Consider the following 25,487-nt stretch of genomic DNA (forward strand, 5'->3'; position numbering starts at 1 on the left):
GCCCACCGACCACCGGCCCACCGACCACCGTCAGACCTCGATGTTGAACCGATGCAGCACCGAGGGCGCCACCAGCCCGACCGTCGCGAGCACCGAGAGCACCGTCAACGCGGTACGCAACACCACCACCTCGGCCTTGCTGCCGGTACGCAGCGCGATGCTGTTCGGCAGCCCGATCATCGTCCACATCCGACGCTTGATCGGAATCGGCCAGAGGATCGGCACCCCGGCCTTGGTGATCATGTCACCGAGGATGTGCACGAAGCAGCCCACCCCGACCGCCAACCCGATCATCGGATAACCACGGTCGCCGGGCAGGTTGGCGAAGGTGAACCAGGCGGCGGCGGCCGAGACGAGCGTGACGATCACCCAGCCGGCCCGCTCGGCCCACTTGTCGAAGAGGCCGCGTAGCGCCAGCCCGATCATGAAGAACAGGATGCCCACCACCGCCCACTTGCCGTACGCGGTGCAGAGCGCGGTGGTGCCCCAGCCGACCAGCACGGTGAACGGGATGGTGTGGGTCAGCGTACGGTGGCCGTTGTTGCGGCGCGGGTCCCGGCTGAGCTTGGTGGCGTAGTAGACCCCGAGCGAGATCTTCTCCATCACCTCGGCGACGAAGAGCGAGAAGACGCCGAAGGTACGGGCCACCGTCGCGCCGCCCTGGTTGCGGGTGACCTTGCCGGAGAGGTCGAGGTCGGGAAAGAGCGCGCCACCGGCGCAGACCGCCGTGCCGACGGCCAACGCGAGCGGAGACTGGTGGTAGTCGGCGAACTGGTCCAGCGCCCACGACCCGGTCAGCCACACCGCCGCGCCCGACAGCGCGTGGGACGGTCCCATCATGTCGCCTCGCCCCTCCCCGGTTTGTTGATCGACAACGCTACGCCACTGTGCCAGAACCGTCGCCGACGGGGCAATCACCCGGACGGTCCACAGGGGAGGGTGTCAGACGGCGGGGCGGAAACTCTGCCGGATCATCAGGAAGTATGTCGCGTTGACCTGCCAGTCGAACTGGTCTGTCAGCCATGAGACGGTGTAGGCCCGCTGCGGGGTGACCCGTACCAGCAACCGGGCGGTGTGCAGCCGGGTGCCGGCCGCGCCGGTCCACTCGCACTCCCACAGCGCGCCGCCGCGGAACATGTCCAACGCGGAGATCTCCACCCGGCGGTAACCGGCGAGCCGTCCGTCGTCGGTGAGCCGGCGCTCCTCGGCCCGCCAGTGGGCGACCGGCTCGGCCGGCGCGTCACCCGGGGCGACGCTCAACACCCGGGGGCCGTCCGGCTCACGCAGGCAGGTCACCGTGCCCTCGGTGTAGCGCAGCCAACCGGCCGGCGCGGCGATCCGGAATCCGGCCGGGTCCTCGTACCAGGTCCAGCCGGGGACCAGGCCGAACCGCTCGGCCGACGGCGGCGGCGCGGACCGGACCGGGGTGGCGTCCGCCGGTGCGGGCGCGGCACACGGGAAGGCCGCCGGCCGGGCCACCGGGTCGCCGGCACCGCCACCCGGCGAGGACGGCGCGGCGCCGCCGTTGTGCAGGGCGAACGTCGTCCCGGTCCCGGCCAGCAGCGTGCCCGCCACGGCCACCGCGACCAGGACGGTGCGGCGACGACGACGGCGGAGCACTCCGACCGGCAGCGGCGGGGTGTCCCCGGTGGACGCGCCCTCCGTCGGCCCGCCCCACCCCGCGCCGGCCGGCCCGGAGGCCGGGTCGGCCGCCGGGACAGCGGCGGCGGGGCCGCCCGATGACAGCGTCCGGCCGCGCCGCTCCGCTGCGGGGCCACCCGATCGCGGTGCCGGGTCGCCCCGCTCCGCTGCCGGGTCGGCCGACCGAGGTGCCGGGTCGCCCGGCGGTCGGGACGTCGCGGCGAGCGCCGCCCGCAGCAGCGGCTCCGCCTCGGCGGCGGTGAGCCGTCGGTCGGGGTCGCGGCACAGCAGACCGTCCAGCACCGGACGCAGCGGGCCGGCCCGGCGCACCGGGTCGGGCGGCTCGGTGGCCAGGGCGCTCAGCGTCGCCATCGCGCTCGACCGGGCGTACGGCGACTGCCCCTCCACCGCCGCGTAGAGCGTGGCCCCCAGCGACCACAGGTCGGTACGCGGGTCGGACACCCCGTCGCGGGCCCGCTCGGGGGCGACGAACTGCGGCGAGCCGAGCACCATGCCCGGACCGGTCATCGCCCCGTCACCGCCGTCGAAGGTGGCCAGCCCGAAGTCGGTGAGCACCACCCGCCCGTCGTCGGCGACGAGCACGTTGTGCGGCTTCACGTCCCGGTGCAGCACCCCGGCGGCGTGCGCGGCGCGCAGGGCGGCCAACACCGCCAGACCGATGCCGGCCACCCGGTGCGGGTCCAGCGGGCCGTCGTCGCCCAGCAGTTGCTGCACCGACCGGGACGCGACGTACTCCATCACGATCCAGGGGCTGTCCCCGTCGTGCACCACGTCGTAGATGCGTACCACGTTGGGGTGGTTGAGCCGGGCCGCGGTACGCGCCTCACGCAGCGTCCGCAGCCGGAGTTCGGCCCGCTCGGACTCGGCGAGCCAGTGGGGTGGGACGACCTCCTTGACGGCGACGTCCCGGTGCAACATCTCGTCGCGGGCCAACCAGACCCGACCCATCCCGCCGGTGCCGACCAGGTCGAGCAGCCGGTAACGCCCGGCGACCAGCAGCTGCTGCACGACGTTCCCCCTCGGATCCCCCGGTACCAGGGTAGCCACCTAGCTGCGGTTTCTCGACCGCAGCTAGGTGGGAGGGCAGTGGTCGGGCGGTCGGGCGCGGTGGTGGTGGGTCCTACGGGGCGGGCGGCCGTCGGGGGCCTGGGTCAGGTGGGCGAGGTGACCTCGGTCGACCGGCCCCGGAAGCTCTCCCGGACCACCACCAATTCGTCGGCCGAGTCGTCCCAGTCCTCGTCCGCAGCGGACCAACTCAGCAGGTATCTGGCCAGGTCACGACCGGGGATCAGCCGGACCGCGTGCTCCCGGCCGCCGAACGGGGTGTCCCACCGGCACTCCCACTGGGCACCGTCGCCGTCGAACGCCGCCAGCTTGATCTTGTCGTACCCGGGCAGGGCGCCGAAGTCGAGCTGCGTGCGCTCCTCGGCCCGCAACCGGTCCAGCGCGCCGCCACCGCCGGCCCGTGGTTCCACACTGAGCGTCCGGCGGCTGCCCGGGTCGCGGAAGCAGGCCACCTGCCCCTCCTGGGTACGCAGCCAGCCGACCGGGACGGCGATCCGGTAGCCGGCACCGTCGTACCAGGTCCAGCCGGAGGGGGGCCGGAACCCGTCGTCCACGGTCGCCGGTCGGCCGGTGACCTTCGTGCCGACCGGGTCGGGGCGCAGACACGGCAGGGGTGGCGGGGCGACGTCCGGTCCGCCGGGCGGCGGCGGTCCCGTCCGGCCCGGTCCGGGGCCCGGTGGGCCGTACGGGCGGGTCGAGGGTGTGACGCTGGTCGAGCCGTCGGTGGCGGCCGGCGCGGCCCGGTGGTCGTCGTCGCTGATCGCGAAGGTGGTGCCGATCCCGACTGTCGCCCCCACCGCCAACGTCACCCCGGCCAGCAGCCATCCCCGGGCGCCCCTGGTCAGCCGGGTGACCAGCCCGGCCACCCGGCCCGTCCCGGTCGCCCGTCGGGAACCCGCGCCCGCGCCGGCCCGCCCCGGGCCGCGTCCTGCCGGCCCGCCCATCCCCGGCCCGCCCATCCCCGGCCCGCCCATCCCCGGCCCGCCCATCCCCGGCCCGCCCAGGCCCGAACCGGGTCCGCCAGGGCTGCCCGCGCCGGGGACGCGTCCTGCCGGGTCGACCAGCGCCGGGGCACGGCCTCCCGGGTCGCCGGGCCCCGGGGCAGGTCCGCCCGGCCCCGCAGCGGCGGTGCCGGAGGCGACCACCGCGGGGCTGCCCGGTGCCGCGTCGACCGTCCCGGCACGGCCGGGGTCCGAGCTCGCCGGCTCCGGTCCGTCGGCACCGGCCGACGCCGGGGGAGGGGACGTGGCGGGCTGCTGCGTCGCGTCGCCGGACACCCGGCGGCCGGGCGGTCCCCAGACCCGCTCGGCGTCGATCTCCGCGCGGCTCCTCGGCGGCCGTTCCGTCGGCCGTTCCGTCGGCCGGCCCGTCGGCCGCTCTGCCGGCTCACCGTCCGGCCCCGGCCAGTGCGGCGGCGGGGCGACGCCCGCCGGACGGGCGACCGGCAGCACCACCGTGGGGGGTTCCGAGCGGGGCACCGGTCGGGTCACCATCTCCAGCCGGCGGCTCGCCTCGTCGTGACCGATCCGCTGCCGGGGGTCGCGCAGCAGCAGCCCCTCCAGCACCGGACGCAGCGGCCCGGCATGCGGTGCCGGATCCGGCGGCGAGGTGGCCAGGGCGGCCAGGGTGGCCATCGCGGTGCTCCGGGCGTACGGCGAGCGGCCCTCCACGGCGGCGTGCAGGGTGGCCCCGAGCGACCACAGGTCCGCCTCCACGCTGGACACCCCCTCGGCGGCGCGTTCCGGGGCGACGAACTGCGGTGAGCCGAGCACCATGCCGGGGCGGGTCATCAGCCCGTCACCGCCGTCGAAGGTGGCCAGCCCGAAGTCGGTGAGCATCACCCGTCCGTCGTCGGCGACCAGGACGTTCTGCGGCTTGACGTCGCGGTGCAGCACCCCGGCGGAGTGCGCGGCGCGCAGCGCGGCCAGCAGCGCCAGCCCGATGTCGGCGGCGCGGACCGGATCGACCGGGCCGGCGGTGTCCAGCACCGTCTGCAGGGACTGCGACGGGACGTACTCCATCACGATCCACGGTCGTTCCTCGATCTGCACCACGTCGTAGACCCGGACCACGTTGGGGTGGTTGAGCCGGGCCGCGGTGCGCGCCTCGCGCAGCGTCCGCAGCCGCAGCTCGTCGCGTTCGTCGTCGGCCAGCCAGGCAGGGGGCACCACCTCCTTGACCGCCACCTCGCGGTGCAACACCTCGTCGCGGGCCAGCCAGACCCGGCCCATGCCACCCCGGCCCACCAAGTCCAACAGGCGGTACCGACCGGCGATCACTACCTGCTGCACCGTTCTCCTCACCATCGGCCGAGGTACACCGTAGCCAATGGATCGGGACGGACCTATCGGTTGTCGGGTGCCGATCCACTCAACATGCGGCGCCGTCCAGTGCCAGCAGGTTGCCGTCCGGGATGGTGATCCGCTGTCGACCGCCGGCCAGCAGCGTCGCCGCCCGACGGGCCTGGAAGCCGCCGTGTTCGCGGCGGGCGGCGGCATAGCTGCCGGCGGTACGCGCGGCGATGGCCGCCCAGCCGTACCGTTCGCCGACCATGGTGCGGGCCCGGCGGGCCACCCGGCGGGCGAAGACCTCGTCGCCGACCAGTCGGCCGACCGCACCGGCGAGCGCGTCCGGGTCGCTGTGCGGGAAGGTCACCCCGGTGACGCCCGGCTCGACGATCTCGGCCAGCCCGCCGGTGTCCGCCACGGCCAGTGGCGCACCGGCCGCCGCCGCCTCCAGGGCGATCATGCCGAACGGTTCGTAGAGGCTCGGCACGACTGTCGCGTCGGTGGCGGCGAGCATCGCCGGGAGCTGCCCGGAGTCCAGGAAACCGGCGAACCGGACGCTGTCGGTGACGTGCAGCCGCTGCACCCGGTCGACGAGTTCGTCCTTGTACGGGCCGTCGCCGGCGATCACCACCCGCAGCCCCGGGTGCCGGTCACGCAGGTACGGCACGGCGTCCACCAGGTGCTGGACGCCCTTCTCGTAGACCAGCCGCCCGGCGTAACCGACAAGCGGACCGTCCCCGGCGAACCGGGCCCGGGCCGAGGCGACCGCCCGCGGACGGGCCCGCCAGGCCCGCTCGTCCACCCCGTTGGGCACCACGTCGACCCGACCGGCCGGTACGTCGAACAGCCGGCTCACCTGGGCGGCCATGTAACCGGAGCAGGCGATCACCCGGGCCGAGGCGTTGCTGATCCAGTGTTCGACACCGTGGATGGTGCGGTTGAGCTCCCCGGGCAGCCAACCCTGGTGCCGACCGGCCTCGGTGGCGTGGATGGTGGTGACCAGCGGCAGGTCCAGGTGCTCGGCCAGGGTCACGGCGGTGTGCCCGACCAGCCAGTCGTGCGCGTGGATCACGTCGTAGTCGGCGGTGTCGGCGGCCCGCAGGGCGGTCCGGGTCAGGGTGTGGTTGAACGCCATCGTCCAGGCCAGCAGGGAGCCGGTGGCCAGCGGGAACGCCACCGGGTCCTCGGGGGCGCGCAGGATGCGGACCCCCTCGGCGTACTCCTCCAGCGGTGACCCGTCGGCGTGCCGGGTGACCACGGTGACCTCGTGCCCGGCGGCGGCCAGGGCCGTCGCCAGGGCGTGCACGTGCCGGCCGAGGCCACCGACGAGCACCGGCGGGTACTCCCAGGAGAGCATCAGCACCCGCTGGTGCCGGGCGGGGTGGATGTCGATCACGTCGGCGTCAGGTGACATGCGGCCCCCTTCGGGTGTGTCCTGGGCACGCGCCGGTGGGACACCATGAGGGTGTCTTCGCTGTGGCCCGGGGTCGGTACCCATCCTGCCCAGCCGTGGATAACCAGCGGAGACGTCACCGTTGCCGGTGTGTAACGGCTGCCTAGCCGGCCCGCCTGACCCGCAGCAACTCGGCCACCGACCAGGCCTGGAACGGGCAGCCGGTGGCGGCGTGCGGGGCACTGCCGTCGGCCGTCTCGCTCACCGACCCCAGGCCGTACTCGCCCAGGTGGCCGACGAGCCCGGCCAGCAGGTCGTCGGTGGGCAGTCCGGCCTTCCGGTATGCCTCGACGAACGGGCCGACCAGCCACGGCCAGACCGTCCCCTGGTGGTAGGCGCCGTCCCGGTCCGCCGGGCCGCCCCGGTGCCGGGGTGCGAACTCCGGCGCGTCGGGGGCGAGACTGCGCGGGCCCAGCGGGGTGAACAGCCCGGCGGCCACCCGGCGCAGCGCCACCGGGTCCGGCTCCAGCGGGGCGTACGGCAGCGACCAGGCGAGCAGTTGGTTGGGGCGGAGCAGGTCGTCGTCGTGGTGCGCCGCCCCACCCAGCGGGTACGCCGGGGCGGGCGCGTCCACCACGTCGTGCAGCCAGCCGGCCGGGGTGGGGAACCGCTTGCCGAACGCGTCCCGGGCCCGGTGGTGCAGCCGCCACAGCTCGGCCGGGTCCTGACCGGCCAGCTCGGTCAGCTCGGCCAACCCGGCCAACCCGTTGATCCACAACGCGTTGACCTCGACCGGCTTGCCGGTACGCGGGGTCACCGGCACCCCGTACACGCGGGCGTCCATCCAGGTCAGCGCGGTGCCCGGGGTGCCGCCCTGGGTGATCAGCCCGTCGGCCGGGTCGACCGCGATGCCGTACCGGGTGCCGGCCAGGTGCGCCTGCACCACCCCGTGCAGCGCCGGCAGCAGCTCGTCACCCAGGTCGGTGTCGCCGGTGACGGTGACGTGTCGGCTCACCGCGTGCAGGAACCACAGCGTCGCGTCGACCGTGTTGTACTCCACCCGACCGGTGTCTGCGGTGTTCGCCAGCATCCCCTCCGACAGCGTCGCCGCGTACGACCGCAGCAGCTCCCGCCCCTCGTCGGCCCGCCCGGTGCACAGGAACAACCCCTCGTAGGAGGTCATGGTGTCCCGCGACCAGGCCCCGAACCACGGATAGCCGGCGACCACGTCCGGCCCGGTGGCGGTGCGCACCACGAACGCGTCGGCGGCCAGCGCCAGGGTCGCGTCCACCGCGTCGGCCGGCTTCGCCGCCGTCACCACCGCCCGGTGCCGTCGCCGGGCCGCCGCCACCACCTGCGTCGCCGGCGGTGGCTCCTCGGCCAGGTCACCGGCCCAGGCCAGCACGGAGACGGTGTCCCCGGGGCGGTCCAGCGCGCCGGAGAACCGCCCCGCGCACCAGAGGTCCTCGTCGGGGTGCAGCCCCCGGGCGGCCTCCTCGCGGTGATGCACGCCCAGCCACCACTGCCCGGCGGGCGTCCAGTCCGGGCCGGCCAGGCGGTACGCGCCCTCGACGACCGCGCCGCCGTCGGCCGGCTCCACCCGGGGCGTCGGGCCGTCGGCCCGCCGCTCGCCGTGCGCGTCGCGCCAGGTGCAGGCGGCCGACAGGTCCAGCCGGACCGGGCCGCCGGCCACCAGCCGGTGCACCACCGCCACGGCGGGCCGGCCGTACGTCATGGCCAGTTCCCGCTCGATGACCACGTCGCCGATCCGCCACCGCCAGCGGGGCAGCCCGTCGACCAGGTCGAAGCGTTCCAGGAACTCGAAGCCGCGCGGGTCGACCACGCCCGAGGACCACTCGTGCGCGCCGAGCCGGATCCGGGCCCCGGACGGCAGGACCACCGCCGGGTCCAGGCTGACCAGTCCCACCCGGCGGGCCGCCGGAGTCTCCCCGGCCACCACCAGCAGACCGTGGTAACGGCGGGTCCGCAACCCGCTCACGGTGCCCATGGCGTACCCGCCGAGACCGTCGGTGACCAGCCATTCCCGGGTCGTCCCAGCGGCCAGTTCGCCGCAGACCCCCGGGCCGAAACCGAACTCGATCAACTTCTTTCCTCCTGTGGCGGCGAGGTGTAACACGCCACGACGACAATGGCCGCTGTGGTCAAGTACCCCGGCGGCGTCGAAAATGTGCAGGTGTTCACCGACAGATCGCCCTCCGATGCCCCGTCCCCCGACGCCGAGCGGCTCCGGCTCGCCCAGGCAGAGGCCGGGGAGCAGGACTGGCGCGCATGGGGTCCCTATCTGTCCGAGCGGGCGTGGGGGACGGTACGGGAGGACTACAGCGAGCACGGCACGGCGTGGGACTACTTCCCCCACGACCATGCGCGGTCCAGAGCCTACCGGTGGAACGAGGACGGCATGGCGGGCGTCTGCGACGACCGGCAGACGTTCTGCTTCGCGCTGGCGCTGTGGAACGGGGTGGATCCGATCCTCAAGGAGCGGATGTTCGGCCTCGGCGGTGACGGCGGCAACCACGGCGAGGACGCCAAGGACTACTGGTGGTACCTCGACAGCACGCCCACCCACTCCTGGATGCGCTGGCGTTACCACTACCCGCAGGCCGCCTTCCCGTACGACGAACTGGTCGCCGTGAACGCCCTGCGTGGCCGGGACGAGAACGAGTACGAACTGGTCGACACCGGCATCTTCGACGACGACAGGTACTGGGCGGTCACCGTCGACTACGCCAAGGCGTCCCCGACCGACCTGTGCATCCTGGTCACCGTCGCCAACCGGGCCGACGAGGCGGCCACCCTGCACGTGCTGCCCACGCTGTGGTTCCGCAACACCTGGGCCTGGGGTCCGCCCGGCGCGGACCGGGTGCCCCGGCTGGTCGGCGAGGGCGGCCGGCTGGTCGGCGAGCACTGGGTGCTGGGGCAGATCCTGCTGGAGGGCGACGGTGAACCGACCCCGCTGCTCTGCGACAACGACACCAACGCCGAGCGGCTGTGGGGGCTGGCCGGTCGCTCGCCGTACCCGAAGGACGGGATCAACGACCACGTGGTGGCCGGCGCGGCCACCGTCAACCCGGACCGGGAGGGGACCAAGGGCGCCCTGCACTACGTGCTCGAGGTGCCGGCCGGCGGGCAGCGGCAGATCCGGCTGCGGCTGACCCGGACCGCCCCGCCGCCCGCGGCCGTCGCACCGCCCCTGGCGGAGCTGGGGGCGGGGTTCGACGCGGTGGTGTGGGCCCGCCGGGCCGAGGCGAACCGCTTCTTCGCCGGGGTGATCCCGGCGGCGGCCAGCGCCGACGAGGCGCTGGTGGCCCGGCAGGCCATCGCCGGGCTGATGTGGGGCAAGCAGTTCTACCACTTCGACGTCAAGCGGTGGCTGGAGGGCGACCCGGGCTCGACGCCGCCGGCCGGTCGCCGGCACGGGCGCAACAGCGCCTGGTGGCACATGACCAGCTTCGACGTCATCTCCATGCCGGACCCGTGGGAATATCCCTGGTACGCCGCCTGGGACCTGGCCTTCCACTGCGTCACCATCGCCCGGGTCGACCCGGGCTTCGCCAAGGCGCAGGTGCTGCTCCTGCTCCGTGAGTGGTACCTGCACCCCAACGGCCAGATCCCGGCGTACGAGTGGGCGTTCGGCGACGTGAACCCGCCGGTGCACGCCTGGGCGGCGCTGAAGGTGTTCGAGATCGACGGCGGGCGCGACCACGAGTTCCTGGCCCGGGTGATGCACAAGCTGCTGCTGAACTTCACCTGGTGGGTCAACCGCAAGGACACCGGCGGCAACAACCTGTTCGAGGGCGGCTTCCTCGGGCTGGACAACGTCGGCCCGTTCGACCGCTCGGCCGCGCTGCCGGTCGCCGGGGTGCTCGAACAGTCCGACGGCACCGGCTGGATGGCGATGTACGCCCTCAACCTGCTCGACATGGCGATCGTGCTTGCCGAACACGACCGGGCGTACGTGGACACCGCGACGAAGTTCTTCGAGCACTTCGCGTACATCGCCGCGGCCGGCTACTCGCAGGGCCTGTGGGACGCCGAGGACGCGTTCTTCTACGACGTGCTGCGGCTCGCCGACGGCAGTCAGGTGCCGCTGAAGGTCCGCTCGGTGGTCGGCCTGCTGCCGTTGGCGGCCACCACCCGGCTCAGCGGCCGGACCCTGCAACGCCTGCCCGAGCTGGGTGCCCGGCTGCGCTGGTTCCTCACCCAACGCCCCGAGTACGCCGACGTGATCGGGGCCCGTCGGCTCGGCCCGGACGGCCGTCAGCAGCGGCTGCTGTCCATGGTCGGCCCGGAGCAGGTGGTCCGGCTGCTGGCCCGGATGCTCGACCCCGACGAGTTCCTCTCCGACTACGGCCTGCGGACGCTCAGCCGGGCGCACCTGGACAAGCCGTTCGCGGTCGACCTCGGCGGGCAGGAGTTCTGCGTCGGCTACGAGCCGGCCGAGTCGACCAGCGGGTTGTTCGGCGGCAACTCCAACTGGCGCGGCCCGATCTGGATGCCGACGAACTTCCTGCTGATCAGCGCGCTGCGCGACTACGCCGCGTTCTTCGGCGACGACCTCCAGGTGGAGTACCCGACCCGGTCGGGGCACAAGTGCACCCTGGACGAGATCGCCGACGACCTCTCCGCCCGGTTGATCTCCCTGTTCACCCGGGACGGCTGGGGCCGCCGGCCGATCTACGGCGCGTGTCAGCTGTTCCAGACCCATCCCGACTGGCGGGACCTGATCGCCTTCCCCGAGTACTTCCACGGTGACAACGGCGCCGGGCTCGGGGCCTGGCACCAGACCGGATGGACCGCCCTGGTCGTCGACCTCATCCTGACCCTGCGCCGGGACAACCCGGATGTGCCGGGCGGGGCGGACCACTAGCGTGTCCGGGACGCCGCCGGCCGGGCGGGGCGACCCTTCGGGAGGGAACCGGGATGCGTACGGGTGGGACCGCGAAGACGTTGGTCTTCGACGCCGACGACACGCTGTGGGAGAACAACGTCCTGTTCGAGCGGGTGATCGACGACTTCCTGGACTGGCTCGACCACCCGACCCTCGACCGGGTCCAGATCCGTGGGGTGCTCGACGACATCGAGCGGGCCAACGCGGTGGCGCACGGCTACGGCAGCAAGGTCTTCCTGCGTAGCCTCGGCGAATGCCTCGTCCGGCTGCGCGAGCGGCCGGTCACCGCGCGGGAGCGGCAGGAGATCGACGGGTTGGCCACCGCACTGGTCAACCACCAGGTCGAGCTGATGCCCGGGGTCGCCGACACCCTCGACGCCCTGGCCACCCGCTACGACCTGCTGCTGCTGACCAAGGGGGACCAGGAGGAGCAGCAGCGCAAGCTGGACGCCTGCGGCCTGCTGCACCACTTCACCGCGGCGCACGTCGTGGCGGAGAAGAACACCGAGACCTACCGGTGGCTGGCCCGGGAACACGGGTTCGCCCCGGCCGACGCCTGGATGATCGGCAACTCCCCGAAGTCGGACATCCTGCCGGCGCGGGCGGCCGGCATGCGGGCGGTGTTCATCCCCAACGAGAACACCTGGGTCCTGGAGGACGACGACCTCGACCCGGCCGATGCCGGGGTGGTCCGGCTGGCGGCTTTCCCGGACCTGCTTGCCCACTTCTGAGGGTGTCGGGGCGGTAACGTACGGTGCGTGCCGCTGACTTTCCCCTCCCACCTGGCTCCGGTGCTGCCGTTGAAGTTGTGGCGACCGCACTGGTTCGACGGGGTGGCGCTCTGCACCGGGGCTGTGGCGCCCGACGTCGCTTACCTGGTCAGTGGCACCCGGTTCGAGATGGGCGCGCGGGTACACACCCTGGGTGGTGCGCTGTGGTGGGGCCTGCCGGTGGCGCTGGCCTACGCCTGGTTGGTCCGCCGGGTGGTGGCCGGGGTCGCGGTGCACCTGCCCGGCGGTCGGCTCTTCGGCTGGCCCGGGTATGCGGCGCTCGGCGGCGTCCGGCACCCCTGGCAGGTCACCGTCTGTTCGGCGCTGATCGGCGTGGTGAGCCACGTCGTCCTGGACCGGGTGACCCACAGCGCGTGGTGGGCGTACGCCCTGGGGGTGGACCCCGGCACGGTCAGGGTCGCCGGTCTGGACTGGCCGCTGCTGGCCAATCTGACCAGCAGCCTGGCCTGCGGGGCGCTGGTGTGCGTGTTGGCGGTCCGGGCCGCCCGTCGCGGGCAGCTCTTCCCCGACGTGCCGGCAGCCGCGCCACCGGACCGTCCGGGGGTGTTCCGGGCGGTGGCCCTGGCGGTCGTCGCGCTCGGGATGCCGGTGCTGCCGGTGCTGCCCGCCGCCACCGCACCCGCCCCCTACGGCGTGCGACTGCTGCACCTGATGGCGCTGGGGACGATCCTCGGTGCCTGGGCGGCGGGACGTCGTTCCGCCGGGCCCGCGGTCGTGCCGACGACCACCCGCCTCGACGAGAAGCAGCGTCAGCCCGGCTGACCGTGTCACGCCGAGATGCCGCAATTCCACCCCTGCGGGAATCACCTCCACGGCACCGCCGAGCTGCTTGCCCGGCCACCCGACGGGTGCCTAACCTGGGCCGGCGTTCCGGACCATTCGGGGTGGTCGGGAACGCACCGAAGTCCGGCGCCGGGGCACAGTGGAGCTGAGTGCAGGCGGCCTGGTCCGCGTGTCGGGCCGACGTGGGCGGCCTGCCCCGCCCATCGTGCCCGCACCGGCGAGCACCGTTGCCGGGCCGGACGGCCGGCGGTCAGGGACGGGGAGTTGCGGACCCGGCCCTGACCCGCCGGCACCGCCCGCCGGTGCTGACCCGCCGGCACCGCCCCGAGCTGCCGGCGTCGGTCGTCGGGCACCGCCCCGAGCTGCGGGCGTCAGCCGTCGGGGCGCGACGTCGATCCGTCGGCCTTGGGGAGCCGGGGAGTCGTCAGTGATGCGATCATGTCAGCGATGGAGACGACACCTGCCGGGGCGGCATCGGCGACGGGCCGTGGGCGGCCGGTCCCGCCGCCCAACCGGGCCTCCCGGCTGACCACCCTGCCGGCCGCGACCCGTCAGGTCGTCATCGTCACCGGTGCCGGCTACTCCACCACCTACGCCACCCTGGAGACGTTCCACCAGGCAGGCGGGCACTGGGTGCCGGTGTCGGCTCCGCTGCCCGCCCGGGTGGGCGCGAAGGGCTTCAGCGACAACCACGCCGAGGGGGTGTCGACCACCCCCACCGGGGTCTACTCGTTCGGCCCCACCATGTACGGCATCGCCGTCGATCCCGGCGTGCGCTTCCCCTACCACCGGGTGGTCGCCGACGACTGGTGGAACGAGAACCCGAACTCGGCCGCCTACAACACCTTCCAGCACAGCACCACCAACCCGGGCGGGTACAGCGAGGCGCTCTGGCGGGAGGTGCCCGCGTACACCCACTTCGCGGTGATCACCTACAACATGCCGCCGAACGTGCCCAGGCCGGTGCCGAACGCCGGCAGCGGGATCTTCCTGCACGAGTTCAGCACCGCGACCGGGGGCCCGACCGCCGGCTGTGTCAGCCTGTCGCACGCCGACCTGGTGGCCGTACTGCGCTGGCTGGATCCGAAGCACTCACCGCGCATCGTGATCTGCCCGGCGCAGAACCTCGGCCGGTACTGAGCTGGCGGGGTCAGGAGACCTCGTCGCGGACGATGGCCACCGCCACCCGGCAGAACTCGTCCATGTCGGGCCGGAAGCCGGCGGCGATGTCCGGGTGCAGCCCGGACCGGGTCTCCTCGAGCAGCCGCTGACAGACCTGCTCGACCGGTTCGCCCGCGTAGCTGGCCCGCACCCGGTCGGTGGCCGCCTGGAGAGCCGAGGTGAGCTGGTCCTCCAGTGGGCCGCGCAGCTTCTGCTGCACCGGGTCGAGCCCTCTCGGGTCGAGCGTGACATGTGGCTCCGACATCGGCGCTCCCTTCGTCGGCGTCCGCGGTACCCCACCGCGGACGTCGGTCAAACCACGGTTGGCGCGGCGGCCACCCGGACCTGGTACGAGAAGTCCTCCGCCGGCTTCTCCAGATACGACAGCCGGCGGATCTGCCGGTCGTCGGTGTAGAGGGCGACGTCGACCAGGACCCCGAGATGGGCCAGCCCGATGTTCGCCACCCGCTTCTTGTCCTGAAGCACCGCGCACACCCCGCCGAGCAGGGTGCTGGCGTCGGACGTGCGGTGCCCGGGTGGGCAGCGCAGGATCAGGTCGACCTCGATCGGCCCGGCCAACGGCGTCCAGCCGGTCTGCTGGGCCGCGGCGCAGGCCGCTTCGAGCAGGGCGCGTACCCTCGTCGCCTGCCGATGGCCGGCGGCGAAGATGGACAGCGCCTCGGTCTTGACCGGTGGCAGGCCGCTCACCTCGAACGTCAGGGCGAGAGCGCGGGTGTCCTGCACCACGGAGCACCTCCTCGTTGAGGATGATCCTGCCCAAGCGGTGGGCGCGCAGCGGTGAGTTCGCCGGAGAACCCACCGAACGGGCAGGCTGATGTCGGCCGGAGGCGTATCGACTACGACGGCGACGCGCCGGCTGTGGAGTGAGTGCATCAACGCTAGTGCAAGAGGCACACGCTGGGTAGCCCGTCGCGCCCGCCGACCGGACAGTCATGGTCAGCCGACGGACCCCACGGTGCCCGCCGGGGCGCGGGGCGTCGGGCGGTGAGGGGTGCGGGCGGTGATGGGGTGCGGTGATGGGGTGCGGGCGGTGGAGCCTCAAGATCAGATTGCCATTCGATGTACTTTCCCGGGCGTGTCGTCTCTATTTCGGCAATCCGATCATGGGGCGGGGCTTTGCATACCGACGACGTGGGGCATGGGGCGGTCAGCCAAGGCCGCAGCGGCAGGTCGACGGTCATCTGCGGTGTGGGCACCCCGACCAGCAGTCGCGTCGGGCGTGCGACTCCGGGTCGAGACGTACGTGCGGGCGACACCTGCCGGCGGCACGCTGACGGCCGAGGCGATTGACGCCCCGATCGCCTCCGTGTCGCTGTCCCGAGATTGCGCTCTTGCTGAGCGCCGCCGCTGCCGAGTAGAGCCTCGTTGATCATCGACGACCGTCGTCCTGCGCGACGGGCCGGAGCGGGGGTGAGAGGCGGCCGGGGCCGGCCAGGCTCCCCGGCTGCGCGGTGGAGCCTGGCCGGTGAGCCGCGTCAGTGCTGCTTGGCGTAGCCGACGAACGCGGTCCAGGCCGTACGGTCGAAGTGGAGGGTGCCGCCCTCGCGGTCCTTGGTGTCGCGCACCAGCACCCGGCCGGGCAGGTTGTCGGCGACCTCGACGCAGGCTCCGCCGTTGCCGCCGGACCTGGTCGACTTCCGCCACTGCGGGGTCATCATGTCCATGACTTCGCCACTTCCTTGATCAGCTCGATTGACTGCCGGCGGGGGAGCGCCTCGTTCCGCACGATCTCCCACGTCCTGGCCAGACTAGCAACGGCGGGCGTCGCATCGACGATCTGTGCGGTGAGCTGGTTGTCCGCATAGGTCACCCGTTCGCCGTCGGGCATCTCGGCGATGATGAACTGCCCGGCCAGCCCCAGGTACATGCCGGCATCGGTCGGCACGATGTGCACCTGGATGTGCTCCTCGGCGGTCAACCGGGCCAGGTGCTCACACTGCTCGATCATCAGCCCCGGCTGGTCGAGCACCGGCCGGCGGAGCACCGCCTCGTCGATCACGCAGATGAGCTGCGGTGGGCGCTCGCGCCGCAGGATCGCCTGCCGTTCGAGCCGGGACGCCACGATCCGGTCCACGTCCTCCGAGGCGAACCGGCCGCCGGCCAGCGTCGCGCGGGCGTACCGCTCGGTCTGCAACAGGCCCGGCACGTACGCCAGCTCGAACCAGCGCAGGGTGGTCGCCTCCCGCTCGAACTCGATCCACTCCCGGAGCCAGGCGGGCTCGGCGTCGAGCCGGCCCAACCGCTCCAGCATCCGCAGGAAACGCCCACCGGTCTGGTGGTGGCCGTCGACCGCCTTCATGAACTCCTTGGTGGGTGCCCGGCCACCGGTCTCCACCGAGCTGACGTGCGACCCCGAGTAGCCGATGCCCTTGCCGAAGTCGTCCTGGCTGAGCGCGAGCGCCGCCCGGAACAGGCGTAACTCCTCCAACACATAGTCGGTAGCTGTCCCCATCACACCCCCAGTCTCTGCCCACCGTGGACCGGCGGGTCTGTCGTGGTCGCTCACCCGCCCTGCTGAGCTGCGCAGATGACGTGAGCGTGTATCGACAGTAGTGGTCCGATCAGCAGACTGTCACCCGTGGCGGGCCCGCTGGCAGCCGGGGAGGGCGGCAGCGGGCCCTGCCGGGGCCGCTCCCGATCCCCCGTGCGGGAGCGGCCCCTTCCAGTCCCCAGATCGGTGTGGTGACGCGGATGGTCGGCCCCGGGTCGAGACGACCGGGGTCGACCCCGCCGAACGCGCCCATGATTCGAGGAGGTGGCGGTGATGGTGGTCCGACCGCCTGTCCCGCACGTCGCGATGCGCCCGCTGTGGCGGTGCCGCAACTGTGGCCGGGAGTGGCCCTGCCAGCCGGCCAAGCTCGCCCTGCTCACCGAGTACCGCAAGGACCGCACCGGGCTGCTCGTCTACCTCGGCACCCTGATGTACGAGGCGACGAACCAGCTCAGCCAACTGCACCCGGAACACCCACCGGCCCGGATGACCGAACGCTTCCTGTCCTGGGCGAGAGCCCGCGCCTGAACCGGGCACCCGGCCTGAACCGGGTGCGCCCGCTCCTGAACGGGTGCGTGTCAGCCTGAACGGTGCGCATCGGCCTTGACGGTGCGCGTCAGTCTCAACGGTGCGCGTCGGCCTGAATGGTGCGCGTCGGCCTGACGGTGTGCGTCGGCCCGCAGAGTGTGTGCCGAGGTTGAACCGTGCGGCCGGCCCGATTGGGCACGAGGTGGGACACCCGGCCGCGCCACCTCCGGTGCGGGCCGACCGATCGGTCCGGACTCTGGTTACCGGCAGGTTTCGCGACTTCACAGGTCGGGCAGTGTAGGCGCACGGAACGGCCGGGCGGGCGCGTTTCCGCACTTCACCGGCCCGGTACCGGCTCGCCGTGCACCGGGGCGCGGGTGACTTCCCCGGTATTCGCCGAAGAGAGGGGGAGAGCGATGACGGACCCCGGAACGGCCCGGCACCGGCGTCGGCCGGCGCTCCGGGCCGGGGCGGCGGCAGCCGCGCTGGCGCTGGTCGCGCCGCTGGCCGCATGCGGCGCTGACGACGGCGACGGAGGTACGCCCACGATCAACCTGTACTACCCACCCGAGCAGAACCTGCAGAAGGTGGTCGACGACTGCAACACCCGGGCCGAGGGCCGCTACCAGATCACCTACCGGGTGCTGCCCCGGCAGGCCGACGACCAGCGGGTGCAGTTGGTCCGCCGGTTGGCCGCCGAGGACACCGGGATGGACGTGCTCGGCCTCGACGTCACCTGGACCCAGGAGTTCGCCAGCGCGAAGTGGATCCGGGAGTGGACCGGTCAGGACAAGAGCGAGGTGGAGCAGGGCACCCTGGCGGGCCCGCTGGACACCGCCCGGTACGAGGGCAAGCTCTACGGAGCGCCGAAGAACACCAACGTGCAGCTGCTCTGGTACCGCAGTGACCTGGTCCCCGAGGCCCCGAAGAGCTGGGACGACATGATCAGCGTCGCCAAGGACCTCAAGGGGCAGGGCAAGCCCCACCAGGTGCTCACCATGGGCGCGCAGTACGAGGGCCTGGTGGTGCTCTACAACACCCTGGCCGAGAGCGCCGGCGGCAAGATCCTCAGCGACGACGGCAAGAAGGCCGTGATGGACGAGGGCACCGTCAAGGCCCTCGACCAGCTCCAGCGGTTTGCCACGTCGGGCGTGACGTCGCCGTCGTTCAGCAACTCCACCGAGGATCCGGTCCGGTTGGACTTCCAGTCCGGTAAGGGTGCCTTCCAGGTCAACTGGCCGTTCGTCTACCCGGCGTTGCAGGAGGCGGACCCGGAGCTGGCCAAGAAGGTCAAGTGGGCCCGGGTGCCCGGCGTCGACGCGAACACCCCCAGCAAGGTCACCATCGGCGGGGTCAACATGGCGGTCAGCGCCTACTCCAAGCACCCGACGGAGTCGTTCGAGGCGGCGAAGTGCCTCCGGGACGCCAGGAACCAGAAGTTCTCCGCGATCAACGACGGGGTGCCACCGACCATCGAGGCGGTCTACGACGACCCGGAGATGGACGAGGCGTACCCGATGAAGGAGACCATCCTGGAGGAGTTGAAGGAGCCGGCGGTCCGGCCGCTGACCCCCGCGTACCAGAGCATCTCCACGGTGATGTCGGCGATCCTGTCGCCGCCGTCGGCGATCCGGCCGGAGCAGACGGCCAAGGAACTACGCAAGGCGATCTCCGACGCGCTCCAGTCCAAGGGGGTCCTGCCGTGAGCCGGCGTGCCCCGTTGAGCGAGAACAAGAAGGCCGAACGGAAGCTCGGCTGGCTGCTCTGCGCCCCGGCCGCGCTGGTCATGGTGCTGGTCACCGCGTACCCGATCATCTATTCGGTCTGGCTGTCGTTGCAGCGCTTCGACCTGCGCTTCCCCGACCAGCGCGAGTTCATCGGGCTGGAGAACTACGTCACCGTGCTCAGCAACGAGTTCTGGTGGACCGCGTTCGGGGTGACCATGCTGATCACGGTGGTCACCGTCGCCGTCGAGCTGGTGCTCGGTATGGGGTTGGCCCTGGTCATGCACCGCACCCTGGTCGGCCGGGGGATCGTCCGGACCGCCGCGCTGATCCCGTACGGCATCGTCACGGTGGTCGCCGCGTTCTCCTGGCGGTACGCCTGGACGCCCGGCACCGGTTACCTGGCCAACCTCTTCGACGGCAGCGCCCCGCTGACCGAGCGGGCCAGCTCGCTGGCGATCATCATGCTGGCGGAGATCTGGAAGACCACCCCGTTCATGGCCCTGCTGCTGATGGCCGGGCTGGCGCTGGTCCCGGAGGACCTGCTCAAAGCGGCCTCCACCGACGGGGCGACGGCGTGGCAGCGGTTCACCAAGGTGATGCTGCCGGTGATGAAGCCGGCGATCCTGGTCGCCCTGCTGTTCCGCACCCTGGACGCGTTCCGGGTCTTCGACAACATCTTCGTGCTCACCAACGGCGGCAACGAGACCTCGTCGGTGTCGATGCTCGCCTACAACAACCTGATCCGGGGGCTCAACCTCGGCATCGGCTCCACGATGTCCGTGCTGATCTTCATCACGGTGGCGATCATCGCGTTCGTCTTCGTGAAGCTGTTCGGCACCGCTGCCCCGGGCAGCGACGACGGGGAGAGGCGCTGACATGGCCGACACCACCACCCGGGCGAAGCTGCGCTGGGGCCTGATCGACGTCATAGTGGTCGTCTTCGCCCTGGTTCCGGTGCTCTGGATCGCCTCCCTGTCGTTCAAGACCCCGGCCACCCTGACCGACGGCAAGTTCTGGCCGAGGGAGTGGACGCTCGACAACTACAGGAGCATCTTCGACACCGACCAGTTCGTCCGGGCCCTGGTCAACTCGATCGGCATCGCCCTGATCGCCACGCTCATCGCGGTGGTGCTCGGCGCGATGGCCGCGTACGCGATCAGCCGGCTGGACTTCCCCGGCAAGCGCCTGCTGGTCGGGGTGTCCCTGCTGATCGCGATGTTCCCGCAGGTGTCGCTGGTGTCGCCGCTGTTCGAGATCGAGCGGCAGTTGGGCCTCTTCGACACCTGGCCGGGGCTGATCCTGCCGTACATCACCTTCGCGCTGCCGCTGGCGATCTACACGCTGTCGGCGTTCTTCAAGCAGATCCCGTGGGACCTGGAGAAGGCGGCCAAGATGGACGGCGCGACCCAGGCGCAGGCGTTCCGGCGGGTCATCGCCCCGCTTGCCGCCCCGGGCCTGTTCACCACGGCGATCCTGGTCTTCATCTTCTGCTGGAACGACTTCCTGTTCGCCATCACGCTCACCTCGACCGAGCGGGCCCGTACGGTGCCGGTGGCGCTGTCGTTCTTCACCGGCGAGTCGCAGTTCGAGGACCCCACCGGGGCGATCTGCGCCGCCGCCGTGGTGATCACCATTCCGATCATCCTGTTCGTGCTCTTCTTCCAGCGCCGCATCGTCTCCGGTCTGACCTCCGGCGCAGTCAAGGGATAGGTGACAAAATGGCTGACATCGTGCTGGACAAGGTGAGCAAGAGCTTCCCCGACGGCACCGTCGCGGTGCAGGACGTCGACCTGGAGATCGCCGACGGTGAGTTCGTCATCCTGGTCGGCCCGTCGGGGTGCGGGAAGTCCACCACCCTCAACATGATCGCCGGGCTGGAGGACATCAGCTCCGGTGAGCTGCGCATCGGCGGGCAGCGGGTCAACGACAAGGCGCCCCGGGACCGGGACATCGCGATGGTGTTCCAGTCCTACGCGCTCTACCCGAACATGACCGTGCGGGAGAACATGGCCTTCCCGCTGCGGCTGGCCAAACTCGACAAGGAGACCATCGACTCCAAGGTCGAGGAGGCGGCGAAGGTCCTGGAGCTGACCGCGCTGCTGGACCGCAAGCCGGCCAACCTCTCCGGTGGGCAGCGCCAGCGGGTGGCGATGGGCCGGGCGATCGTCCGGCAGCCCAAGGCGTTCCTGATGGACGAGCCGCTGTCCAACCTGGATGCGAAGCTGCGGGTGCAGATGCGCACGGTGGTGTCCCGGTTGCAGAAGAAGCTCGGCACCACGACCGTCTACGTGACCCACGACCAGACCGAGGCGATGACCCTGGGCGACCGCGTGGTGATCATGCGGGGCGGCGCGATCCAGCAGGTCGGCCCGCCCCAGGAGCTGTACGACCACCCCCGCAACCTCTTCGTGGCAGGGTTCATCGGCTCCCCGTCGATGAACTTCCTGCACGCCGCCGTGGAGGACGGGAAGCTGCGTACCGCCCTGGGCGACGTGCCGATCGGCGAGCGGATCCGCCGCGAACTGGAGGGTGCCGACGCGCCCCGGGAGCTGATCCTCGGCATCCGCCCGGAGCACTTCGAGGACGCCGAACTGATCGACGACGAGGCGCGGGCCCGGGGGATGGAGTTCACCGCGCCGGCCGACATCGTCGAGTCGATGGGCTCCGACAAGTACGTCTACTTCACCGTGGAGGGGCAGCGGGCCAGCGCCGCCGAGTTGGAGGAGTTGGCCGCCGACGCCGGTGCCGACTTCAGCGGGGGCGGGGGCAACCTGGTGACCCGGTTGTCGGCCGAGTCGCCGGTGCAGGAGGGGGAGGACCGGCGGGTCTGGTTCAACCTGGAGAAGATCCACCTGTTCGACCCGTCGTCCGGGCGGAACCTCACCCTGCACGAGGGCCGGTCAGCCGGCACGCTCGGCGACTGATCCGCCGGGTGCGCGGTCGACCGGGGCGGTGACGACCCGCCCGCCGGGGGCCGGTGCGACACGGTCCGGCGGGGTGGCGGCCGGAGGATACGACCGCCACCCCGCGTCGGCATCGTGCCATGGTGGTACGGGGTTGTCGGACCGTCAGCTACGGGTGGCCCATTGCTGGTTACCGCCTCCGTTGCACGCCCACAGGTTGAGTTGCGTCCCGTTGGCGGTGCCGGCGCCGACGGCGTCCAGGCAGAGTCCCGACTGGGCGGAGGTGATGGTCCCGTTGCTGTTGCGGTTCCACTGCTGGTTCGCGCCGCCGTTGCAGTCCCAGATCTGGACGACGGTGCCGTTGCTGGTGCCCGACCCGCTGGCGTCCAGGCACTTGTTGCCGTAGACGGTCAGGGTGCGGTTGGCGGTATGGGTCCAGCGCTGGTTGCTGTTGCCGTGGCAGTCCCACAGCTGCAACCGGGCGCCGTTGCTCGTGCTGGAGTTGGCGACGTCGATGCAACGGCCCGACTGGCCACCCGCGATCATCACGTTCGCCTCGCCGGCCGGCGGCGTGGTCGGCGGCGTGGTGGTCGGCGGCGGCGTGGTCGGCGGGGTGGTCGGCGGCGTGGTGGTCGGCGGGGTCGATCCGAACTGGGTGAAGAACCGCCACACCTCAGGCTTGACCCAGCTTCGCGCGCCGCTCTCACAGCCGGCACAACCGTCCACCGGACCCTGCTGGTGGCCCCCGTCGAACGGGGCCCAGACCACCGGGTAGCCGGCCCGGCACGAGTAGGTGGTGATGATGTGGGTCAGGCTGCCCCGCGCGGGCTCGGGAGCGTTCTGCGCCGCGCAACCGTTGTTCCTGAGCCACCTGTCACGTAGTGACCGGCCGTTCTGGATGTTGTCGCTGATGCCGTGAATGCCCAGGTACGCCACGGGTTGGGTCCCGCCACTGCAGCCACTGATCGTTCCGGGGGCGGCGATGGCCGCGACCGCACGGAACACCGTCGGCCGGGAACACGCCAACGAGTAGCTCATCGCGCCGCCGTAGCTGAACCCGACCGAGAAGCGTTGCGTCGTGTCGACGCAGAGCGCGTTGTCGATCATGCGGATCATGTCGTCGGTGAAGGTGACGTCCTCACCGTTGGTGTTGGCCCAGCCGTTGTTGATGCCCTGTGGGGCGACGAAGATCGTGGTGTTGTTCGACTGCGACAGCATGCCGTAGTAGGCCCAGGGGTAGCCGTCGGTTCCGCCCGAGGCGACGGCACTGGCGGTGCCGCCCAGCCAGTGGAACCCGAAGGCCAGCCTGTGTGGGTAGGTGTTGTTGTAGCTGTCGGGGAGCCGGAGGATGAAGCTGCGGCTCTTGCCGCCGCTCTGGATGGTGTGGGTGCCGCTGTTCAGCCCCGGGGCCTTGCCGCAGCCGGCAGTGGTGGCCGCCGCGGCCGGTGGCGCGTTCGTGATGACGTTCGCGCCGACGGCGACCAGGACCAGGGCGGCCAGGATCGTCCCGATTAGTGGGGCCGAGCGTTTGCGAGGTGGCACGGGGTCGTCTCCTTACGGGGAGGCCGTCATCCGGTTCGGGGGTGTGACGCCAGAGCACTACCTGAGCCACCCGACCGGACGCGAAGGCGTCACCGAAGCATCGACGTCAGCATGGGACGGGCGGTCGAAGCGGCGGGCGCAGACGTCGACCGGTCCGGTGTCATCTCGACCCTCCGGACGGGACGCGGAATCAGTGCATATATCGATGCTCATATTGGTATGACGTACGACGTCTGTCAAGTCTCTGCCGCTGCGGCAGGCGGGCTACCAGGAGAGGTGCAGCGGCAGGGCGAGGAAGCGGGCGTAGCCTTCCAACGCCGCCTCGACCCGCTGCCTGGTCGACGGGTCCAGCGTGACCAGCGGCTGCACCGTCACGGTGACCCTGGTCCGGGCGAGGCGGCGCTTCCAGGTGCCGATCACCCGGCCGCCGCGTACCACGGTGGACTGGAAGACCCCGTTGCCGCCGGGGACCACCGCCGACATGTGTGCCGGGTCGACCATCAGGGTCCGGTCCTTGAAGCCCAGCAGGTATTCGTCGAAGCCGGGCAGCACGTGCACGTCGTCCACCGGCAGGCGGGGCGCGTCGAGCAACGTCGGGTCGAGATACGACTCCACCCCGTCGACCTGCACCCGGGCCAACTGTCCGGCGTCGGTGGCGACCGCGACGGCGCGTTTCGCGTCGGTGGCGGTCAGCCCCGTCCAGCCGGTGAAGTCCTGCCGGGTCGTCGGCCCGTGACTGCGGAAGTACCGGCGGGCCAGGATGCCCAGCGCCTCGTCCCGCGCGGGCCGGTGCGGGTCGGGGGCCCACTCGTCGAGCAGCGCGAAGGTCTGCTCGGTGCCCACGTGCGGGGTGATGCAGGTGACGCCCCGCTGGCTGGCGTACCAGAGCAGGTGGTAGCCGCGCTGACCGGTGACGTCGACGCCGGCGGCGGTGAGCGCGGCCAGGCACTGGGCGCGGGTCAGCCGGCCGCCGCCGGCCAGCGCCGCGCCGAGCACGTCGGCGGCCCGGTCGGCCTCGGCCTCGGTCAGCCCGATCACGGCCCGGCGGGCCGGTGCCCCGGCCAGTGCCCGTACGCCGGTCAACTCCAGCATCCAGCGGGCGTCCCGGCAGGGCACCAGGTGCACGGTGCCGCGCATCGGCCAGGTGCGCAGCGCCTCGCGCCGCTCGAGGGCGGCCCGCACGTCGGCCTCGGTGCGGCCGGGCAGCCGCAGCCCCAGCGACCACAGGCCGCTCGCCGCGTCCTGGGCCTGCATGGCCCCGAACCACTCCACCACCCCGGCGACGTCCGCCGGGCGGCCGGTCGGATGTTCCCGCAGGGCCAGCGCGGTCATCCGCAACGTCAGCGCCTCGCCACCGGTCAGCTCCACCACGCGGTCAGCATAGGAGCGTCCCCCGACACCAGCGGTCACGCCGGGCCCGAACCGGTGGTCACGGCCGTGGTGGGGCACCCCTGATCGCGCTACGCCGGTTGCCGAACCGGCGGAGCGCGATCCCCCGTGCAGGTCCCCCCGGCTACCGATGGTGGTCTCCACCCCCGGCATCCGTGCCCCCCAGGATCGCGTTCCGGCCCCGGGCGTGGGAGCGTTCCCGGGCGGAACTTGCGGAAATCTTGAGCTGCGGCCGAAACTCCCGGGACCGGCGGCCGGTCAGTCGAGCGGGCGGTGCATCACCAGCAGGTCGACCAGGCCGAGGTCGGGATGGCGGAAACCCTCCGGCACCCGGCCGACCACCGCGAATCCCAACGACTCCCACAGCGCCACCGCCCGGGTGTTGCTGGCCACCACCGCGTTGAACTGCATCGCCCGGTAGCCGTCGCCCCGGGCCAGCTCCAGCACGTACACCCCGAGGGCCCGGCCGACGCCGCGACCCGCCGCCGTCGGCGCGACCATGAAGCTGGCGTTCGCCACGTGGTCACCCGGCCCGTCCTGGTTGGCGACCAGCTTCGCCGTCCCCAGGACCGTCCCGTCGGCGTCGACCGCGACGACGGTACGACCCGGCGGGGCGACCAGCCACCGTCGGCGGGCGTCGTCCTCGCCGACGTCGCGGGGCCAGGTGTACGTCTGCCCGGTGGCGACGATCTCCCGCAGGAAGGGCCAGATGGCCGGCCAGTCCTCGGCGGTGGCGGCGCGCAACTGCATGTCCGGATCATGCCATGGCCAAACGTTTGACCCGGCGACCGGCGGGTAGTCGCCGGAGCTGACCCGAACCGAGGAGGACACAGA

At 72.1% G+C, this 25,487-nt stretch carries 21 protein-coding genes; 9 read left to right on the forward strand and 12 right to left on the reverse strand.

What is annotated here, in order from left to right:
- Positions 1-30 precede the first annotated feature (30 nt).
- From OHQ87_RS04275 to OHQ87_RS04295, 5 genes are all read right to left on the reverse strand, one after another.
- Positions 31-840, reverse strand: coding sequence for a metal-dependent hydrolase (locus OHQ87_RS04275; RefSeq protein ID WP_328345145.1), 810 nt, complete (start codon positions 838-840; stop codon positions 31-33).
- A 102-nt stretch (positions 841-942) separates the two neighbouring features.
- Complete coding sequence (locus tag OHQ87_RS04280) at positions 943-2,610, reverse strand: serine/threonine-protein kinase (RefSeq protein ID WP_442930791.1); 1,668 nt, start codon at positions 2,608-2,610, stop codon at positions 943-945.
- A 203-nt stretch (positions 2,611-2,813) separates the two neighbouring features.
- Entirely contained in the window at positions 2,814-5,018 is a 2,205-nt protein-coding gene (locus tag OHQ87_RS04285) for a serine/threonine-protein kinase (protein WP_328345149.1), read from the reverse strand.
- Between the two features lie 79 nt (positions 5,019-5,097).
- Positions 5,098-6,429 carry a glycosyltransferase family 4 protein gene (locus OHQ87_RS04290; RefSeq protein WP_328345151.1) on the reverse strand — a complete coding sequence of 444 codons (1,332 nt, stop codon included), beginning with the start codon at positions 6,427-6,429 and terminating at the stop codon, positions 5,098-5,100.
- Between the two features lie 142 nt (positions 6,430-6,571).
- Positions 6,572-8,512 (reverse strand): amylo-alpha-1,6-glucosidase, encoded by a 1,941-nt coding sequence (locus tag OHQ87_RS04295; RefSeq protein ID WP_328345153.1) that lies wholly within the window; start codon positions 8,510-8,512, stop codon positions 6,572-6,574.
- 45 nt (positions 8,513-8,557) lie between these two features.
- On the opposite strand from OHQ87_RS04295, the gene OHQ87_RS04300 reads away from it, so the two are divergent.
- From OHQ87_RS04300 to OHQ87_RS04315, 4 genes are all read left to right on the forward strand, one after another.
- Complete coding sequence (locus OHQ87_RS04300) at positions 8,558-11,296, forward strand: MGH1-like glycoside hydrolase domain-containing protein (RefSeq protein ID WP_328345155.1); 2,739 nt, start codon at positions 8,558-8,560, stop codon at positions 11,294-11,296.
- Between the two features lie 53 nt (positions 11,297-11,349).
- The gene (locus OHQ87_RS04305) at positions 11,350-12,048 is read left to right on the forward strand and encodes an HAD family hydrolase (protein ID WP_328345158.1); all 699 of its coding nucleotides are present in this window, start codon (positions 11,350-11,352) and stop codon (positions 12,046-12,048) included.
- Positions 12,049-12,075: 27 nt separating this feature from the next.
- On the forward strand, positions 12,076-12,870 hold the full coding sequence (locus OHQ87_RS04310) for a DUF4184 family protein (RefSeq protein ID WP_328345160.1): 795 nt from the start codon (positions 12,076-12,078) through the stop codon (positions 12,868-12,870).
- Between the two features lie 468 nt (positions 12,871-13,338).
- Positions 13,339-14,031 carry a L,D-transpeptidase family protein gene (locus tag OHQ87_RS04315; RefSeq protein ID WP_328345162.1) on the forward strand — a complete coding sequence of 231 codons (693 nt, stop codon included), beginning with the start codon at positions 13,339-13,341 and terminating at the stop codon, positions 14,029-14,031.
- A gap of 10 nt (positions 14,032-14,041) precedes the next feature.
- Here OHQ87_RS04315 and OHQ87_RS04320 read toward each other — a convergent pair whose 3' ends face one another.
- From OHQ87_RS04320 to OHQ87_RS04335, 4 genes are all read right to left on the reverse strand, one after another.
- Complete coding sequence (locus OHQ87_RS04320; protein ID WP_328345164.1) at positions 14,042-14,317, reverse strand: hypothetical protein; 276 nt, start codon at positions 14,315-14,317, stop codon at positions 14,042-14,044.
- Positions 14,318-14,364: 47 nt separating this feature from the next.
- Positions 14,365-14,796 carry a hypothetical protein gene (locus OHQ87_RS04325; protein WP_328348737.1) on the reverse strand — a complete coding sequence of 144 codons (432 nt, stop codon included), beginning with the start codon at positions 14,794-14,796 and terminating at the stop codon, positions 14,365-14,367.
- Between the two features lie 752 nt (positions 14,797-15,548).
- On the reverse strand, positions 15,549-15,731 hold the full coding sequence (locus tag OHQ87_RS04330) for a DUF397 domain-containing protein (protein ID WP_328348738.1): 183 nt from the start codon (positions 15,729-15,731) through the stop codon (positions 15,549-15,551).
- Positions 15,728-16,525 carry a helix-turn-helix domain-containing protein gene (locus OHQ87_RS04335; RefSeq protein WP_328345166.1) on the reverse strand — a complete coding sequence of 266 codons (798 nt, stop codon included), beginning with the start codon at positions 16,523-16,525 and terminating at the stop codon, positions 15,728-15,730. The genes OHQ87_RS04330 and OHQ87_RS04335 overlap by 4 nt, the downstream gene beginning before the upstream one ends.
- A gap of 312 nt (positions 16,526-16,837) precedes the next feature.
- Between OHQ87_RS04335 and OHQ87_RS04340 the strand changes: the two genes are divergently transcribed.
- The 5 genes from OHQ87_RS04340 (at position 16,838) to OHQ87_RS04360 (ending at position 21,743) form a co-directional block, all read left to right on the forward strand.
- A complete protein-coding gene (locus OHQ87_RS04340) occupies positions 16,838-17,092 on the forward strand; it encodes a flavin reductase (protein ID WP_328348739.1) in 255 nt (84 codons plus the stop codon).
- Between the two features lie 416 nt (positions 17,093-17,508).
- Positions 17,509-18,798: an ABC transporter substrate-binding protein gene (locus OHQ87_RS04345; RefSeq protein WP_328345168.1), complete on the forward strand. Its 1,290-nt coding sequence runs from the start codon at positions 17,509-17,511 to the stop codon at positions 18,796-18,798.
- On the forward strand, positions 18,795-19,694 hold the full coding sequence (locus tag OHQ87_RS04350; protein WP_067308257.1) for a carbohydrate ABC transporter permease: 900 nt from the start codon (positions 18,795-18,797) through the stop codon (positions 19,692-19,694). Before OHQ87_RS04345 ends, OHQ87_RS04350 begins: the two co-directional genes overlap by 4 nt.
- Position 19,695: 1 nt before the next feature.
- Positions 19,696-20,529: a carbohydrate ABC transporter permease gene (locus OHQ87_RS04355; RefSeq protein ID WP_208569783.1), complete on the forward strand. Its 834-nt coding sequence runs from the start codon at positions 19,696-19,698 to the stop codon at positions 20,527-20,529.
- An 8-nt stretch (positions 20,530-20,537) separates the two neighbouring features.
- A complete protein-coding gene (locus OHQ87_RS04360; RefSeq protein ID WP_328345173.1) occupies positions 20,538-21,743 on the forward strand; it encodes an ABC transporter ATP-binding protein in 1,206 nt (401 codons plus the stop codon).
- 144 nt (positions 21,744-21,887) lie between these two features.
- On the opposite strand, the gene OHQ87_RS04365 is transcribed toward OHQ87_RS04360, so the two are convergent.
- From OHQ87_RS04365 to OHQ87_RS04375, 3 genes are all read right to left on the reverse strand, one after another.
- On the reverse strand, positions 21,888-23,264 hold the full coding sequence (locus OHQ87_RS04365; RefSeq protein WP_328345174.1) for a ricin-type beta-trefoil lectin domain protein: 1,377 nt from the start codon (positions 23,262-23,264) through the stop codon (positions 21,888-21,890).
- A 264-nt stretch (positions 23,265-23,528) separates the two neighbouring features.
- On the reverse strand, positions 23,529-24,596 hold the full coding sequence (locus OHQ87_RS04370; RefSeq protein WP_328348740.1) for a winged helix DNA-binding domain-containing protein: 1,068 nt from the start codon (positions 24,594-24,596) through the stop codon (positions 23,529-23,531).
- Positions 24,597-24,911: 315 nt separating this feature from the next.
- Positions 24,912-25,403 (reverse strand): GNAT family N-acetyltransferase, encoded by a 492-nt coding sequence (locus tag OHQ87_RS04375; RefSeq protein WP_328345175.1) that lies wholly within the window; start codon positions 25,401-25,403, stop codon positions 24,912-24,914.
- Positions 25,404-25,487: the final 84 nt, after the last annotated feature.

This window comes from Micromonospora sp. NBC_00421, from assembly GCF_036017915.1.
Lineage (GTDB): Bacteria > Actinomycetota > Actinomycetes > Mycobacteriales > Micromonosporaceae > Micromonospora.